The organism is Synechococcus sp. NOUM97013 (assembly GCF_014279815.1).
Taxonomy (GTDB): domain Bacteria; phylum Cyanobacteriota; class Cyanobacteriia; order PCC-6307; family Cyanobiaceae; genus Synechococcus_C.
This window is the reverse complement of record NZ_CP047941.1, coordinates 54,252-69,548: the sequence shown is the minus strand read 5'-3', so window position 1 is coordinate 69,548 and position 15,297 is coordinate 54,252. Positions and strand designations below refer to the sequence as shown.

13 protein-coding genes are annotated in these 15,297 nt (G+C 63.4%); 8 read left to right on the top strand and 5 right to left on the bottom strand.

Annotation, left to right across the window (positions count from 1 at the left end):
• Positions 1–6 precede the first annotated feature (6 nt).
• Complete coding sequence (locus SynNOUM97013_RS00350; RefSeq protein WP_186480307.1) at positions 7–825, top strand: hypothetical protein; 819 nt, start codon at positions 7–9, stop codon at positions 823–825.
• Here the strand turns inward: SynNOUM97013_RS00350 and SynNOUM97013_RS00345 are convergent.
• From SynNOUM97013_RS00345 to SynNOUM97013_RS00335, 3 genes are all read right to left on the bottom strand, one after another.
• On the bottom strand, positions 811–2,904 hold the full coding sequence (locus tag SynNOUM97013_RS00345; protein WP_186480306.1) for a ribonuclease J: 2,094 nt from the start codon (positions 2,902–2,904) through the stop codon (positions 811–813). The genes SynNOUM97013_RS00350 and SynNOUM97013_RS00345 overlap by 15 nt on opposite strands.
• A gap of 69 nt (positions 2,905–2,973) precedes the next feature.
• On the bottom strand, positions 2,974–3,882 hold the full coding sequence (gene dapA, locus SynNOUM97013_RS00340) for a 4-hydroxy-tetrahydrodipicolinate synthase (RefSeq protein WP_186480305.1): 909 nt from the start codon (positions 3,880–3,882) through the stop codon (positions 2,974–2,976).
• Positions 3,883–3,887: 5 nt separating this feature from the next.
• The gene (locus SynNOUM97013_RS00335; RefSeq protein WP_186481323.1) at positions 3,888–4,874 is read right to left on the bottom strand and encodes an aspartate-semialdehyde dehydrogenase; all 987 of its coding nucleotides are present in this window, start codon (positions 4,872–4,874) and stop codon (positions 3,888–3,890) included.
• 222 nt (positions 4,875–5,096) lie between these two features.
• On the opposite strand from SynNOUM97013_RS00335, the gene tig reads away from it, so the two are divergent.
• From tig to SynNOUM97013_RS00310, 5 genes are all read left to right on the top strand, one after another.
• Positions 5,097–6,554 (top strand): trigger factor, encoded by a 1,458-nt coding sequence (tig, locus tag SynNOUM97013_RS00330; RefSeq protein ID WP_186480304.1) that lies wholly within the window; start codon positions 5,097–5,099, stop codon positions 6,552–6,554.
• Positions 6,555–6,597: 43 nt separating this feature from the next.
• A complete protein-coding gene (clpP, locus tag SynNOUM97013_RS00325) occupies positions 6,598–7,284 on the top strand; it encodes an ATP-dependent Clp endopeptidase proteolytic subunit ClpP (protein WP_186480303.1) in 687 nt (228 codons plus the stop codon).
• 87 nt (positions 7,285–7,371) lie between these two features.
• A complete protein-coding gene (gene clpX / locus SynNOUM97013_RS00320; RefSeq protein WP_186480302.1) occupies positions 7,372–8,727 on the top strand; it encodes an ATP-dependent protease ATP-binding subunit ClpX in 1,356 nt (451 codons plus the stop codon).
• Positions 8,728–8,782: 55 nt separating this feature from the next.
• Positions 8,783–9,487, top strand: a complete 705-nt coding sequence (locus tag SynNOUM97013_RS00315; RefSeq protein WP_186480301.1) for a lecithin retinol acyltransferase family protein — start codon at positions 8,783–8,785, stop codon at positions 9,485–9,487.
• A 23-nt stretch (positions 9,488–9,510) separates the two neighbouring features.
• On the top strand, positions 9,511–11,502 hold the full coding sequence (locus tag SynNOUM97013_RS00310) for a DNA polymerase III subunit gamma/tau (protein ID WP_186480300.1): 1,992 nt from the start codon (positions 9,511–9,513) through the stop codon (positions 11,500–11,502).
• A gap of 86 nt (positions 11,503–11,588) precedes the next feature.
• Here SynNOUM97013_RS00310 and SynNOUM97013_RS00305 read toward each other — a convergent pair whose 3' ends face one another.
• Both SynNOUM97013_RS00305 and SynNOUM97013_RS00300 read right to left on the bottom strand, forming a co-directional pair.
• Positions 11,589–12,923 (bottom strand): glycosyltransferase family 2 protein, encoded by a 1,335-nt coding sequence (locus SynNOUM97013_RS00305; protein WP_186480299.1) that lies wholly within the window; start codon positions 12,921–12,923, stop codon positions 11,589–11,591.
• Between the two features lie 30 nt (positions 12,924–12,953).
• A complete protein-coding gene (locus tag SynNOUM97013_RS00300; protein ID WP_186481322.1) occupies positions 12,954–14,543 on the bottom strand; it encodes a SpoIID/LytB domain-containing protein in 1,590 nt (529 codons plus the stop codon).
• Between the two features lie 117 nt (positions 14,544–14,660).
• Between SynNOUM97013_RS00300 and rpmI the strand changes: the two genes are divergently transcribed.
• Both rpmI and rplT read left to right on the top strand, forming a co-directional pair.
• Positions 14,661–14,858, top strand: a complete 198-nt coding sequence (rpmI, locus tag SynNOUM97013_RS00295; protein WP_186470911.1) for a 50S ribosomal protein L35 — start codon at positions 14,661–14,663, stop codon at positions 14,856–14,858.
• 69 nt (positions 14,859–14,927) lie between these two features.
• On the top strand, positions 14,928–15,275 hold the full coding sequence (gene rplT, locus SynNOUM97013_RS00290; RefSeq protein ID WP_186469790.1) for a 50S ribosomal protein L20: 348 nt from the start codon (positions 14,928–14,930) through the stop codon (positions 15,273–15,275).
• Positions 15,276–15,297: the final 22 nt, after the last annotated feature.

Here is a 15,297-nt window from a genome sequence, read left to right as displayed (position 1 = left end):
ACCAGCGTGGACGGCGATTTCCAGACGCACTACCTCACCGCTGAACAGGCCTATGGCGCTGGTGACTTCCGCACAGCCCAATCCATCACGGTTGACCTGCTCAGCCAGCTGGATGGGATGGCGGCAAACAACGCCGAGCAGGATGCGCTGCTGGCCTGGCGCGCCTTCGTGGCCTTGCTGGCCGGCAACGTTCACCTCTACGGCCTGAATGAACCGGAGCAGGCCTGTGGCTTTTTTGAATTGGTGCTCGCCAGCAATCCTCAGGACACCCTGAAAGATCTGGCTGAGCAGGGCCTGGAGCGAATCCAGGAACGACAGGGAGATGCCGCTGATGTGGTGGCTCCAGCTCCGGCACCAGCGGCATCGTCGCTGATCCAGGACCCGTTCCTAGCCCAGCCCAGCGCCGGTGGATTCACCAGTGGTCTTGGCTCCCAAAACGACGCAAGCCAAGCCTCCGCCACACCCTGGCTGGATGGCCCCGTCGCCACGGCTCCGGTTGCCATCGACGAAGAGATGGCCAAGGAGGAAGAGATGGATGCGGTTGCCGAAGACGTAGCTGACGCAAAGCCAAGCTCCACGATCGAGGTTCAAGCCGATCCTGAACCGGACGACGTGATCGAAGCGGAGGTCATCCCCGAACCAGAGCCAGAACCAGCACCAAATCCAGAACTTGTTGTCCCCCCCTCCATCCTGCAACGGCTGGAGCAGGGCCGACTTCAGGTGACCCTTCCAGCCCAACAAAAACCCCTGTCAGAGCTCAGCTCAGACAGGGGCAAAGACAGCAGTCGTTGGTCGTGGCTGCGGGCTCGCTTAAGCCGCAGCTGAACGACGACGGCGGGTGCGGCCGGCCGGCATGTCTTGATCGACGGTGGCCGTCGAAGCAGCGCTGGCGGCGGCAGGCACAGGTTCCCTGGCTGGTGTGGAGGTCGCGGCAGCAGCCGGTGCAGGAGCCGCCTTGGCAGCAGCCGCAGCGGCGGCTGCTGCCGCTCCCGCTCCAGGAGTTGTGGTGATCACCCGCGCTGGAGTGGCCTCACGGTTGCGACCGGCATCCCGGTTGCGGCCACCGCCATGGCCACCTCCATGACCACCCCCACCATGACGACCTCCACCCTGGCGTCCGCCACGGCCGCGCGGTGCCGGTCGATCATCGGGTTCGGAATCGGCACGACCCTTGTAAACAGGAGTCCCGGCAGGGGCCGGTTGCACCAGACAGAGGATCAGGGGCTCCACCTGCAACTCGCGGCGCATGCGTCGGCCAAGGCCCACTTCCACCTCACGCTGCACGCCCATCCAGTCCACATCCGGTGCCTTGCCACCGGTGTTGCGCGTGAGCTGCTTCCAGCGGTTCTCCAACACCCACTTGATTTCCCGCTCGGTCCAGAGCGACATCTTGCGCGCATCGGCAGTGGTAACCACGCCGCGAAGATTGACGCGCGGAGGGGCCACCATGGCGCCGTCGGTGCTGATGGCCGCCAAGATCGTGACGATTCCGTCTTCTGCCAGCTGCTGACGTTCCTTGAGTACGCGGGCATCGACGATGCCGTTGCGGGACTGATCGAGCAGCTCGATGCCGGCCTTCACAGGGTCAGTCTTGCGAATCGAATCCTCGGTGAGCTCCACCACATCACCGTTGTCGATGATCAGGGTGTTGTCTTCCGGGACACCCATGGAATGACCGGTGCGGGCGTGACGCACCAGCATGCGGTGCTCACCGTGCACCGGCACGAAGAACTTGGGACGAGTCAGCGCCAGCATCAGCTTCTGGTCTTCCTGGAAGCCGTGGCCTGACACGTGAATGCCTTCGCCCTTGCCGTAAACCACTTTGGCCCCCAGCATCATGAGCTTGTCGATGGTGTTCACCACGGAGATGGTGTTTCCAGGGATCGGGCTGGCCGAGAAAATAATCGTGTCAGAGCTCTTCACCCTCACCTGCGGGTGTTCCCCACGGGAGATGCGACTCAGAGCCGCCAACGGCTCACCCTGACTGCCGGTCATCAGCAGCAAGGTCTCACGATCGGGCACGTGGTTGATCTGCTTAATCGGCACGAACAGCTCGTCGGGCGCACGCATGTAGCCGAGCTCGCGCGCTTTGGCGATCACGTTGAGCATGGAGCGACCCAGCAGGCCCACCTTGCGGCCGTTCTTAAGCGCCAGCTCCAGAATCATCGACACCCGGTGGATCGAGCTGGCGAAAGTGGTGACGATCACCCGTCCTTCGGCTTCCGCGATGTGGCGATCGAGGTTGGGGAACACCGAGCGCTCGGGGGGGCAGAAGCCAGGAACCTCAGCGTTGGTCGAGTCACTGAACAGGCAGAGCACCCCTTTGTCGCCGTGATGGGCCAGACGGGCCAGGTCGAAGTGCTCGCCATCCACCGGCGTGTGATCGAACTTGAAGTCACCCGTGAAGATCACCGTGCCCACTGGGGTGCTGATGGCCAGCGAGAAGCTGTCGGCCATCGAGTGAGTGTTGCGGATGAACTCCACTGAGAAATGCTGACCCACCTTGACCACGTCACGGGGTCCGACGGTCTGCAGGGTGGTGCGATCGGTGACACCGGCCTCATCCATCTTTCCGGTGAGCATCGAGAGGGCCAGCCGGGGCCCGTAGATCACTGGAATGTTGAAGTGCTTGAGGTGGTGGGCAATGCCACCGATGTGGTCTTCGTGACCATGGGTCACGATCATGCCGCGGATGCGCTTCTGGTTCTCGCGCAGGAAGCTGGTGTCGGGCAGCACTACGTTCACGCCGTGCATGCCATCGCTGGGGAAGGCCAGGCCGGCATCCACCAGCATCAGGTCGTCGCCGTACTCGAACACACAGGTGTTCTTGCCGATCTCGTGCAGACCTCCAAGGGGGATCACCCGCAGGGTGGGTTGCTGGGTTTTGGCGTTAGTCACGGTCATGGGGTCGCTTGGAGGTGAAAGGGAAATCGATCAGGTCGGCGCATGTCAGCGCTCTCAGCAGCCGTGGCGTCAGGTCTGACGCAGGGCAGCGAGGGTGTCGGAGAGGGCAACGCGCATGGCGGGTTCCAAGGGAATCAGAGGAAGACGGGGAACACCCACCGGCCAGCCGCTCAGTTCAAGCGCGGCTTTCACCGGAATCGGGTTGGTGGTGGCAAACAGGGCCTTGAACAGGGGCAGCAGACGCTCGTGATGCGCAAGAGCGACGGCGTTCTCACCCTTGAAATGGGCTTCGATCATGCTGCGCATCGGGCGGCCCACCACGTGGCTGGCCACGCTCACGACGCCGACGGCACCAACCGACAGCATCGGCAGCGTCAGGCCGTCATCGCCGCTGTAGATCGCCAGGCGTTGGCCGCAGGCCAATCGCAATTGAGACACCTCATCGGTGGTGCCGCTGGCCGCTTTGAAACTCACAACATTGGTGCAATCCATCAAGCGGGACACCGTCGCCGGCGTCATACTGCAACCAGTCCGCCCGGGGATGTTGTAAAGCATCAGCGGCAGCTCAGGAGCCGCCTTGGCGATGGCCCGGAAATGGGCCTCCAAGCCGTCCTGCGGCGGCTTGTTGTAGTACGGCACCACCACCAAGGCACCGTCAGCACCAGCGGCCGCCGCCTCGCGCGTGGCTTCCACCGCCTCGTTGGTGGAGTTGCTGCCGGTGCCGGCCAACACATGCACATCGGGGCCAACCGCCTCACGCACCGCTTCCAGCAATTGCACCTGCTCCTGCCAGCTAAGCGTGGGGGATTCGCCCGTGGTGCCGCACACCACCAGGCCATCGGATCCCTCCTCCACCAGGTGACGGGCCAGACGACCCGCCAAAGCCAGATCCACCGCACCCTGAGCATCGAAAGGGGTGACCATCGCCGTCAGCAGACGACCGAAGGGAGTGGGGGATAACTCTGCAGCGATGCTCATATGAATCAGGCGACGGGCAACAGCAATTCAGCGATCTGGATGGCATTCAGGGCCGCACCCTTGCGGATCTGATCGCCACAAAGCCAGAACTCAAGCGCCTTGTCTTCGCTGATGTCCTGGCGAATCCGGCCCACGACCACTGGGTCACGTCCCGTGACATCCGTGGGCATGGGGAACCGGTTATTGACTGGATCCTCCAGAAGCTCGACGCCTGGGGCAGCCGCGAGCAACTCGCGGGCTTCCTGCACGGGGAAGGACTCCGCGAACTCCACATTCACCGCTTCCGAGTGGGCGCGCAGCACCGGCACGCGCACGCAGGTGGCGGTGAAACGCAGATCCGGCAAACCCATGATCTTGCGGGTTTCATTCACCATCTTCATTTCCTCTTCGCAATAGCTGTTGGACTGAAGCGGCGAGTTATGGAGAAAGAGGTTGAACGCCAGGGAATGGGGCAACACCTCACTTTTTGGCGCCTCTCCATCCAACACCGCACGGGAGAGGTCCTTGAGCTCGTCCATCGCCCGGGCTCCGGCACCACTGGCCGATTGATAGGTGCTCACCACCACCCGTTGCATCGGACGCCGGGCCGCCAGGGGAGCGAGCGCCAGGGTGAGCAGGATCGTGGTGCAGTTCGGATTGGCGATCACACCGTTGTGCGCAAACGCCGCATCCGGGTTGACCTCGGGCACCACCAGAGGAACCCCGTCTTCCATGCGGAACGCACTGGAGTTGTCCACCATCACAGCGCCGGCGGCCACGATCGCCTCGCGCCACTGCTTGGACACGGATCCACCGGCAGACGCCAGCACAAGATCCACGCCCTCAAAAGCGGAAGCCGTCACTTCCTGCACGATGAGGGTCTGACCATTCCATTGGCAGGTCTGGCCTGCCGAGCGCGCCGAAGCCAGCAAGCGCAGTTCACCGACCGGAAAGCGGCGTTCCTCAAGCAGCTGCAGCAACTCCTGGCCTACGGCACCGCTGGCGCCGAGCACAGCCACCGTGAGGGGTCGATTCGGCAGTGAAACAGAAGAAGAAGACGCGGTGGACAAGCGAACGGAACTCAACAACAGATATGGGGTGGATCAACCACCGGCTGTGACAACCCTGAAAACTTCGAGGCAGGGGCACAGCTGAAACTTGGCCTCAGCTTACGTGGAAGGCCACGGTCAGGCACTTAATTAAGGTATTGGGCTGCTTGTACCTGCGTCCCCCTGATGAGTGCCGCCAGCCTGAAGGTCTCCACCTCCTCCCGTCCCGGCAGCCGCCTGGCTGTGGAGGTCGCCGTTCCTGCCGAACGGTGTCAGGCCAGCTACGAGGAAGCGATCAATCGGCTGAGCCGCAGCGTGAACCTCCCCGGCTTCCGCAAAGGCAAGGTGCCCCGCACCGTGCTCGTGCAGCAACTGGGTGCGCTTCGAATCCGCGCTAACGCACTGGAAACCCTGGTGGACAGCATCTGGCGTGATGCCCTTGAGCAGGAAACCATCGAAGCCCTGGGCCAGCCCGAGCTCAGAGGTGGCTTCGAGGAATTGCTGGAGAGCTTCAAGCCGGGTGAAGGCCTCACCCTGACCCTAGAAACGGATGTGGCTCCCACACCAAAGCTGAAGAGCACCAAAGGGCTGAAGGCTGAAGCCGAAAGCGTCAGCTACGACCCGGCTCGCGTCGACGAGATGCTGGAGCAATCCAGACGTCAACTGGCCACCGTGGTTCCGGTGGAGGGCCGCAAGGCTGAGAAAGGCGACATCGCCGTGGTGGGCTTCAAGGGCACTTACAGCGATGACGGCAGTGAGATCGAAGGCGGCAGTGCGGATTCGATGGATGTGGATCTGGAGCACGGCCGCATGATCCCCGGCTTCATCGAAGGCGTGGTTGGCATGGCTGTCGGCGACAGCAAGACCGTGGAGTGCAACTTCCCCGACGACTACCCCAAGGAAGACGCACGCGGCCGCAAGGCCAACTTCGAGATCGAGCTCAAGGATCTCAAAACCCGCGAACTGCCCGCCCTGGATGATGCCTTCGCCAAGCAGGCCAGTGAGCAGGAATCTCTGGCCGACCTGCGCAGCGATCTGGAAAAGCGTCTGAAGGATGACGCCGAACGCCGCTCCCGCAGCAACCGCCACGACGCCTTGCTGGGCGCCCTGGTGGAGCAACTGGAGGTGGAACTGCCTGAAAGCCTGATCCAGCAGGAAGTGCGCAACTTGGTGGAACAGACCGCCGGTCAGTTCGCGCAACAGGGCATGGATGTGAAGTCCCTGTTCACGCCTGAACTGGTTCGCAACCTGATGGAGTCCTCTCGTCCCGAGGCTGAGGAACGCCTACGCCGCAGCCTGGCCCTCACGGCCCTGGCCGACAGCGAGAAGCTGGTGGTGGACGATGCCGATGTGGATGCCAAGTTGGCCGAGGTGAAGCAACAGCTGTCCGGCGAACGGGACATCGATCCCGAGCGTCTGCGTCAGGCGGTGTTGGATGACCTGCTGCAGGACAAGCTTCTGGGTTGGCTGGAAGACAACAGCACCATCACCGAAAAAGCGCCTGTAGCGGCTGACGACGAGGCCAAGCCTGCGGACAAGAAGACTGCAGCTAAGAAAACCACTGCCAAGAAAGCAACCTCCAAGAAGGCCGCATCCGCCAAGGACAAAACCGAAAAGAGTGACGCTGCGGACGCCGATGCTTGATCGGCACCCATAGATTGCTTTCACTAAGCCCGTCAGCCGCAGCGTGATCAACGCCCGTAGTCACCATCCAATTCAGAACCGCTGGCGGGGCATTCAGCCTGTCTCCCTGCATCCCCAGGCCTCTCCTGGGGTTCCGACGGTGGTGGAGCAGTCCGGCCGCGGCGACCGGGCCTTCGATATCTATTCACGCTTGCTGCGGGAACGGATCATCTTTCTTGGCACCGGTGTGGATGACGCGGTTGCCGATGCGCTGGTGGCCCAGATGCTGTTCCTCGAAGCCGAGGATCCCGAAAAAGACATCCAGGTGTACATCAACTCGCCCGGCGGCTCTGTAACTGCCGGCTTGGCGATCTACGACACCATGCAGCAGGTGGCCCCTGACGTGGTGACCATCTGTTACGGCCTCGCGGCGTCCATGGGCGCCTTTCTGCTGTCGGGCGGCGCCAAAGGCAAGCGCCTGGCCTTGCCCAATGCCCGAATCATGATCCACCAACCCCTCGGTGGAGCCCAGGGGCAAGCCGTGGACATCGAAATTCAGGCCAAGGAGATCCTGTTCCTCAAGGAGACCCTCAACGGCCTGATGGCCGAACACACAGGCCAGCCCCTGGACAAAATCGCTGAAGACACCGACCGGGACAACTTCATGTCGCCGGCCCAGGCCGTGGAGTACGGACTGATCGATCGGGTGGTGGACAGTTTCGGAGACGGAGAAATCGTTACGGGGGGCTGACATCAGCCCTTTTCGTCGCGATGCTCAGTATTCAAGCCGGGATCCATTGATCTGGTTCCTTGTTCCGACTGATCTGCGAAGCGCCTGATGGCCAAGTTCGACGCCCATCTGAAGTGCTCCTTCTGCGGCAAGTCCCAGGAGCAGGTTCGCAAACTGATCGCCGGCCCGGGCGTGTACATCTGCGATGAGTGCATCGATCTCTGCAACGAGATCCTGGATGAGGAGTTGATCGACGCCCAAGGCAGCGCGCGCCAGGGGGCTGAGCCCGCCCGCAAAGGGACCGCAACCCAGGCCAAGAAGAGCAGCAAGCCTGCTCCAACCCTGGCCTCGATCCCCAAACCTCACGACATCAAGGGATTCCTGGATCAACAGGTGGTCGGCCAGGACGCTGCCAAGAAGGTGATGTCTGTGGCGGTCTACAACCACTACAAACGCCTGGCCTGGCAGGGCGATGGCAACGGCGAGACCGAAGAAACTGCCACACGCCTGCACAAGAGCAACATTTTGCTGATCGGCCCCACCGGCTGCGGCAAGACCCTGCTGGCCCAAACCCTGGCGGAGATGCTCGATGTGCCCTTCGCCGTGGCCGATGCCACCACCCTCACCGAAGCGGGCTACGTGGGTGAGGACGTGGAGAACATCCTGCTGCGACTGCTGCAGAAGGCCGACATGGATGTGGATCTGGCCCAACGCGGCATCATTTACATCGATGAAATCGACAAGATCGCCCGCAAGAGCGAAAATCCCTCGATCACGCGGGATGTGTCGGGAGAAGGTGTTCAGCAAGCGCTGCTGAAGATGCTCGAGGGCACGGTGGCCAACGTGCCGCCCCAGGGAGGCAGGAAGCATCCCTACCAGGACTGCATCCAGATCGATACCAGCCAGATCCTGTTCATCTGCGGTGGAGCGTTTGTGGGTCTCGACGATGTGGTGCAGAAACGCATGGGACGCAACGCCATCGGCTTCGTGCCCAGCGACAGTCGCGGCCGTGGCAAGGCCACACGCGACCTGCAGGCCTCCCAGGTGCTGCGTCACCTGGAGCCCGATGATCTGGTCAAGTACGGCCTGATCCCGGAATTCATCGGCCGCATGCCCGTCAGCGCCGTGCTCGATCCCCTCGACGAGCACGCCCTGGAGTCAATCCTCACCGAACCGCGGGATGCCCTGGTGAAACAGTTCCGCACCCTGCTGAGCATGGACAACGTCCAGCTGGACTTTGAAGCGGGCGCCATCGAAGCCATTGCCCAGGAGGCCCACCGTCGCAAGACGGGAGCACGAGCCCTGCGCGGCATCGTGGAAGAGCTGATGCTCGATCTGATGTACGAGCTGCCCTCCAGCAAAAACGTCGATGCCTTCACGATCACCAAAGCCATGGTGGAAGAACACACAGGAGGCAAGGTGCTGCCCCTGCCCGGCACAGACCGTCAGCAGGAATCCGCCTGACGTGACCACAGCCAGCAGCGCCGCGACAGACTGAAGACAGCCCCTGAACACGGCCATGGCCGCCGCAGACCATCTGAAAGTGCCCCGCCAGCACGGGCTGTTTCTGCATCACGGCATTGACCTGGGGGATGGCACCGTCGCCCACTATCTGGAAGGCCGGGAAATCCTGCGCAGCCCCCTGGACGAGTTCAGCCGCGGCCAGGCGCTGAGCGTTGTGAGCCATGAGCAGGCCTCACCAACGAGCGTGACCTTGCGGCGGGCCATGAGCCGCATTGGCGAGCAGAACTACAACCTTTTGTTCAACAACTGCGAGCATTTCGCGAACTGGTGCAAGACCGGTCGCCACCGCAGCGGTCAGGTCGAAGACTTTCTCCACACCGGCAGCCTCGGTGCTCTGGCACTGGGGCAACTGATGCCAGCGGCACTGCTGACAGGACTGGGGCTGGTGCTGCGCAAGGGCCTGATCGATGAGCGCTCACGGGAACGGGCTCAACGCGGCCTGGACCAATTGGAGCAGTTGCGTCTGCGCCTGCTGAACAAGCTGGAAAGCACCCTCGAACAGGCTGAAACCTGGATGCAGGGCATGCCCTGTCAGGGAGCGGATGATCGGGTCAATCGCCACAGCCGCCAGCTCCTGCTCACAGGCCGCACGATCGCCGATGAACTGGCAGCCGTGGAAGACATGGAAGCCAAGCTCAATGCCCTGCTGGAGGACACCTCCTCCAGATCCAGCACAAAAGCTGAGCCCAAACCCCGGTAGCCTCAGCATCTTGCAGGCAGTGCATGAGCCAGCCATATCAGCCACTGCATCACAAATACCGGCCCCAACGCCTGGATCAGCTGGTGGGGCAGGAAGCGATCGCCGCCACCCTCGGCCATGCCCTGCGCTCCGGCCGGATCGCTCCTGCCTACCTCTTCAGCGGTCCTCGCGGCACCGGCAAAACCTCCAGCGCGCGCATCCTGGCCCGTTCGCTCAATTGCCTGAGCAGTGAAGGGCCGACCCCGGAACCTTGCGGCACCTGCGAGCTCTGCACCACGATCGCGGCGGGCACCGCCCTGGATGTGATCGAAATCGACGCGGCCTCCAACACCGGCGTCGACAACATCCGCGACCTGATCGAACGCTCCCGGTTCGCGCCTGTACAGGCGCGCTGGAAGGTGTATGTGGTGGATGAATGCCACATGCTCTCCACCGCAGCATTCAATGCGCTGCTCAAAACCCTGGAAGAACCCCCGCCGCAGGTGGTGTTCGTGCTGGCGACCACCGATCCCCAACGGGTGCTCCCCACCATCCTCAGCCGCTGCCAGCGATTCGACTTCCGGCGAATTCCCCTGGATGCGCTGGAACAGCACCTGAGCTGGATTGCCGAACAGGAAACGATTCCCATCCAGCCCGAAGCGCTGCATGTGGTGGCCCAGAGGGCTCAGGGCGGTCTGCGTGATGCCGAAAGCCTGCTGGATCAGCTGAGCCTGCTGCCCGGCCCCATCGAAGCCAATGCCGTCTGGGATCTGCTGGGAGCCGTTCCTGAACAGGAGCTGCTGGAGCTGGTGAAGGCGATGAGCACCAGCGAACCGGTGACACTCTTGGAGGCCACGCGCCAGTTGCTGGATCGCGGACGGGATGCAGGATCCGTGCTCCAGGGCTTGGCGGGGATCCTGCGCGATCTGGTGCTGATGGCCGCTGCCCCTGACCGTCCTGAGCTCACCAGCGTCTCGCCTCAGTTCCGTGATCAGCTGCCGCCTCTTGCCAAGAGCATCGGGCGGACCCGCTTGCTGCAGTGGCAGGGCCAGCTGCGCGGCAGCGAGCAACAGCTACGCCAGAGCGTGCAACCCCGCCTGTGGCTTGAAGTGTTGCTGCTGGGACTGCTGGCGGAACCGGTGACAGCCAGTATCAGCCGACCTGCAACCGCTCCGGCCACCACCACGCCCGTCGCCAGCGCAAACGTTGCCGCCACTGCTGCTGCGTCAACAGCCCCTACACCAACAGCCGCTCCAACGACAGCACCAGCGGTTGCTGCTGCCTCCACAGCGCCAACCCCTGCCCCGACGCCCCCAGCAGCCGAGCCCACACCCCCGGCCGCTACCGCCACAACGGCAGTGAGCCTTCCCAACACCGCAAGCCCAGCGCCGCCGGAACCGGAGACGGTCGAAGCGACAACGCCGGCGCCATCCACCGAGGATCTCGGTGAACTGTGGCAGCAGATCCTGGCCGGCCTGGAGCTGCCCTCCACTCGCATGCTGCTCTCACAGCAGGCACAGCTCGTGCGCATCGACAACCACCGCGCCGTCGTGCAGGTGGCGGGCAACTGGATGGGCATGGTGCAAAGCCGGGTGGCCCTGCTGGAACAGGCCATCGCCCGGACCATGGGCGGGACGCGCCAGCTGGTGCTGGAAAACCACAGTGGCGCCGCACCGATGGCCGCGATGCCGGCAAACACAGCAACCGCAGCCCCAGCCCCCACAACACCTGCAGCACCCGCCTCAACTGCGCAAACAGCCGCAGCAACTCCGACAGCCGCACCCACCGCGCCACCGGCATCCGGCGGGGGCGGAGGCGGGGCCCAGCTGCCTCCTCGACCCACACCTGCAGCGCCAACATCCCAGGCTGTCCAACAGGCACCCTCACTACCCGGACCAGCCGCACCAGCTCCAGGTGCAACGGCAGCGCCACCATCAGCGCAGCAACGCAGCGAACCGTCGGTGATGGATGAAAAAGTGAAGCGCTTCGCCGACTTCTTCAACGGCCAGGTGCTGGACGTTGACCTCAACGGCTGAGGAAAAGAGCAGCTGAATCAAAGAGCTTTTGATCGGCAGTTCAACTGAAGAGCGTTCAGCCAAAAACCGTGCTGTTGAAGGCTGGCTCAGACCTCAAGCGTCTCTTCCTGACCGCGATGGCTCGTCTTGGCCCAGACCAGACGCTTGGGCAGCACTGCCATGCGCAAGGTGACCCAGGGAATGACCACGAACCAATGACTGAGATAAGCAATTCCCAAAAGCAAATTGAACAGATCAGGCGGTGGCAGCTCAGGCCCCTCGCTTGGACGGCGACACCCCCGCCAATAGGCCACTCCAGACACACTGAAGGCCACGATCGACAATGGCCAGTAGAGCGGTGCGGTGCGACTCAAGGCACTGGTGAGCAGATCGGCCCACGACACCACGGGCAACGCGTATTGCAGAAGGAAGAAACAGGCCAGATCGCGGCGTTGGGCGAGGGTCAGGCGAGCGGAGAACAACCCCGGCAAATAATCCAGAAAACGCTGAAGACCACCCTCTGCCCAGCGTTGCCGCTGCTTCCAGAGCGCCGGCACCGATTCAACGGCTTCCTCCAGAACCGGCGGATCCCAGAGGATGCCCACACGGGCATTCTCAAGGAGCAGCCGGAAACTCAGATCCAGATCGTCGGTGACGGTGTCTTCGTTGAAGCCGCCGCATGCCTCCAGCAGATCGCGACGCAGAAGCTCACCGTTGCCCCGCAGCTCGGCCACGCCGCCGCCGGAGAGGCGGCCCTGCTGCAGCTGGGCATCAAAAGCCATCTCCATGGCCTGCACCCGGGTCAGCCAGTTGCTGTCGGCATTGGTAACCGCCTTGCGCATCTGAACGGCGGACCAATCACCTCCCGTAGCAAAGGGGATCAAACGCTCCAGCTGATCTTCCGCCAACTGGGCATCGGCATCCAGGATCAACAGCCATTCACCCTGGGTCTGCTCGAGAGCAGCGTTGAGGGCCCCCGACTTACCACCGCCTGCATTGCGAGGCCGTCGGATCACCTTGAGCGACGGAAAACGAGCCTGTAGCTCGCTCAGGCGCTCAGGCGTGTGATCCTCACTGCCGTCATCCACCACACACAAGGTGAGCTGCCCGTCGGGATACCGGAGCGCAGCAAGCCGCTCCACCAGGCGGGTGACCACCGCTTCCTCATCGCGGGCCGCTACGACCACATCCACCGTGGGACAGGACTGTCCATACAGCGTTGTGTTGGCCGACTTGGCATCGCCGTCAGCACCAACAAGGACTGAGTCCACCCGGCGCAACAACGTGCGCAAGCCGTAGCCGCCCAAGAGAACAGCGAGAGTGAAAGCAGGAATCAGGCTGCGGGACGGATCCATCCAATGCGGCGCAGCGCCGGCCCAGCCGCAGGCCACCAGGAAGAAAGCCGTCTTGCCGCGTCGGTGATTGCCAGTCCCTGCGGCCACGACCCTCCCATCCCACGAAGTACAGGGACTTTAGGGGGCCTGAGCAGGGGGGGGTTCAGGCGCAGGTGCCAGCGGTGCCAGCTTGGTTCCTAGGTAGTAGTGCTCAAGGATCCGCACAGCACTCCAGCCGCGACCGGCGAGATCGATCGCACCGGCCTGGGACAGACCGACACCGTGACCAAAGCCACCCCCCTGGAAACGCCAGGCCTCTGCACCCTCCGGCTCGATCACAAACAAGGTGCTGGGCAACCGCCGCAGGGTGCGACGGATTGCATCCAGACGCAGCGTCACCGGCGCCACTCCACCCTCTCGATCTATCTCCAGGGCCACCACCCGGCCGCTGGGGCCACGGGACGCCACCCGCAGCGCCGTTGGCAGAGCATCACCCTGGCCCGCTGCCGCTAAGGCACGACCAAGTTGACCCGCGGTGTAGACGCGATTCCAGCGGAAGCGTGGATGACCTGCGCCATAGGCACCATCCCAACGATCGAGCAGAGCCCTCACGCCCTCGGCGCTCTGGAGGGGCAATGTGATCGAACCTACCCAGGCTGGCGAGCCATCGGCCCGCGCCTGCACATAGGGCAAGGGATCCATCGACCAGGCTTCCTCGGCCCCTGCGCTCACACCACCATTGGTGGCGTGATACCAGGCCTGGATGGGTTGACCATCCCGTTGCAACACCTGACCTGAAGTGGCTCGGATGGCCTCCCGCACCGACCCACTGGCCTGGCGCGGATCGCTGTACACCTGACATTGAGTGTCGCTGCACAGGTGATAGCCGTCGAGACCAAACCGGTGGCTGTTGGCCAGCGCCCAGGTTCGCGCCAGCACCGCCTGGGCCTGCAGAGCAGCCGGCGGTGATCCAGCGCCGATTTCGTGGGGAACAACGCCTTCGAGATAGCGCTCTACCGGGACCTGCTCCAGCAGCGTCCAGCTGCCGTAGGCGTCCGCCTGCAACCGGAACGGACCGCGAAGAACACCTCCATCCCACCGCAGGCCATCGGGGGCGATCACCTGCAATGGACCGTCCAGAGTGCGGCCCCCGCTGGGGCCCTCCAGCACCGGTTGCACCCCATCAACCAGGCGTTCCCGCACATCGCGCAGGCTCACGCCAGAGAGATCCAGAGCATCCGACGGAACCCACACTTCCCACTCGTCGGGGTGAGCCACCCGGGCCTTCACCCCTTGATCCCGCCAGCGGGATGCAACACGGTCCGCCGACTCGAAACTGGCGTAGGGACCGGCGACCCGCCGGGCAATCTCCAGGGGTTCTGCCAACGCCACCAGACGCCAGCTGAAGCGCAGCGTGTCAGCCGTTTCCAGGGGCTTCCCAGACCAGTCCTGCAATTGCAAAGGTTCCGCGCCAGCCGTGGTGAGGGTCAGTGGAGCAGCGGAGCGATTGGGCTGCGTACCCCGACCGAGATGGTCATCCAGGGACACCCAGAGCACGGCATTCCGAACCGAGGGCGGCTGGGGCACGCTGCGATGGGTGGGAATGGCTGGCGCAGGCGGTGGCTCTGCTGGGACAGCAACGTCCTGGGCACGACAGCCCGCAGCCGCCACGAGCGGAAGCACTACCCATGGAAGGACCCTGCGCACGGCTCGAACGGACCGGTTCATCGCCATGGCAGCGACATCGATGAATGAGATGTCCTGAGCATGAACCGGAACCGGACGTTTGGCTGGAGGGAGGGTGAGGTTCTATGTTTGTCGTTTGTGCCACGCGCCGCCAGAGAAATGCCCAAGCTCAAGACCCGCAAAGCAGCCGCCAAGCGGTTCAAAGCAACCGGCACTGGCAAGTTCATGCGTCGGCGCGCGTTCCGCAATCACCTGCTGGATCACAAGAGCCCCAAGCTCAAGCGCCACCTGGGCACGAAAGCTGTCGTCGACCGCACGGACGAGGATCGCGTGGCTCTGATGATGCCCTACGCCTAAATCACGGCCTGCTCTCCTGAGCAGTGACGGAATCGCTCAGATCGTTCTTACTTCCCCCTTCAACTCCCCATGGCACGCGTCAAAAGAGGCAACGTCGCCCGTAAGCGCCGCAATAAAATCCTCCGTTTAGCCCGTGGCTTCCGCGGCAGCAACGGCACCCTCTTCCGCACCGCCAACCAGCGGGTGATGAAGGCTCTGTGCAACGCCTACCGCGATCGTCGCCGTCGCAAGCGTGACTTCCGCCGCCTCTGGATCGCACGCATCAACGCCGCTGCCCGTCTGAACGGTGTGAGCTACAGCCGTCTGATCGGCGGCCTCAAGCAAGCTGATGTGCGTCTGAACCGCAAGATGCTTGCTCAGTTGGCAGTGGCGGATCCCGCCAGCTTCACGAATGTGGTGAATGCAACCCAGGGTTGAGTAGGGTCCCGCCCCGGGACTT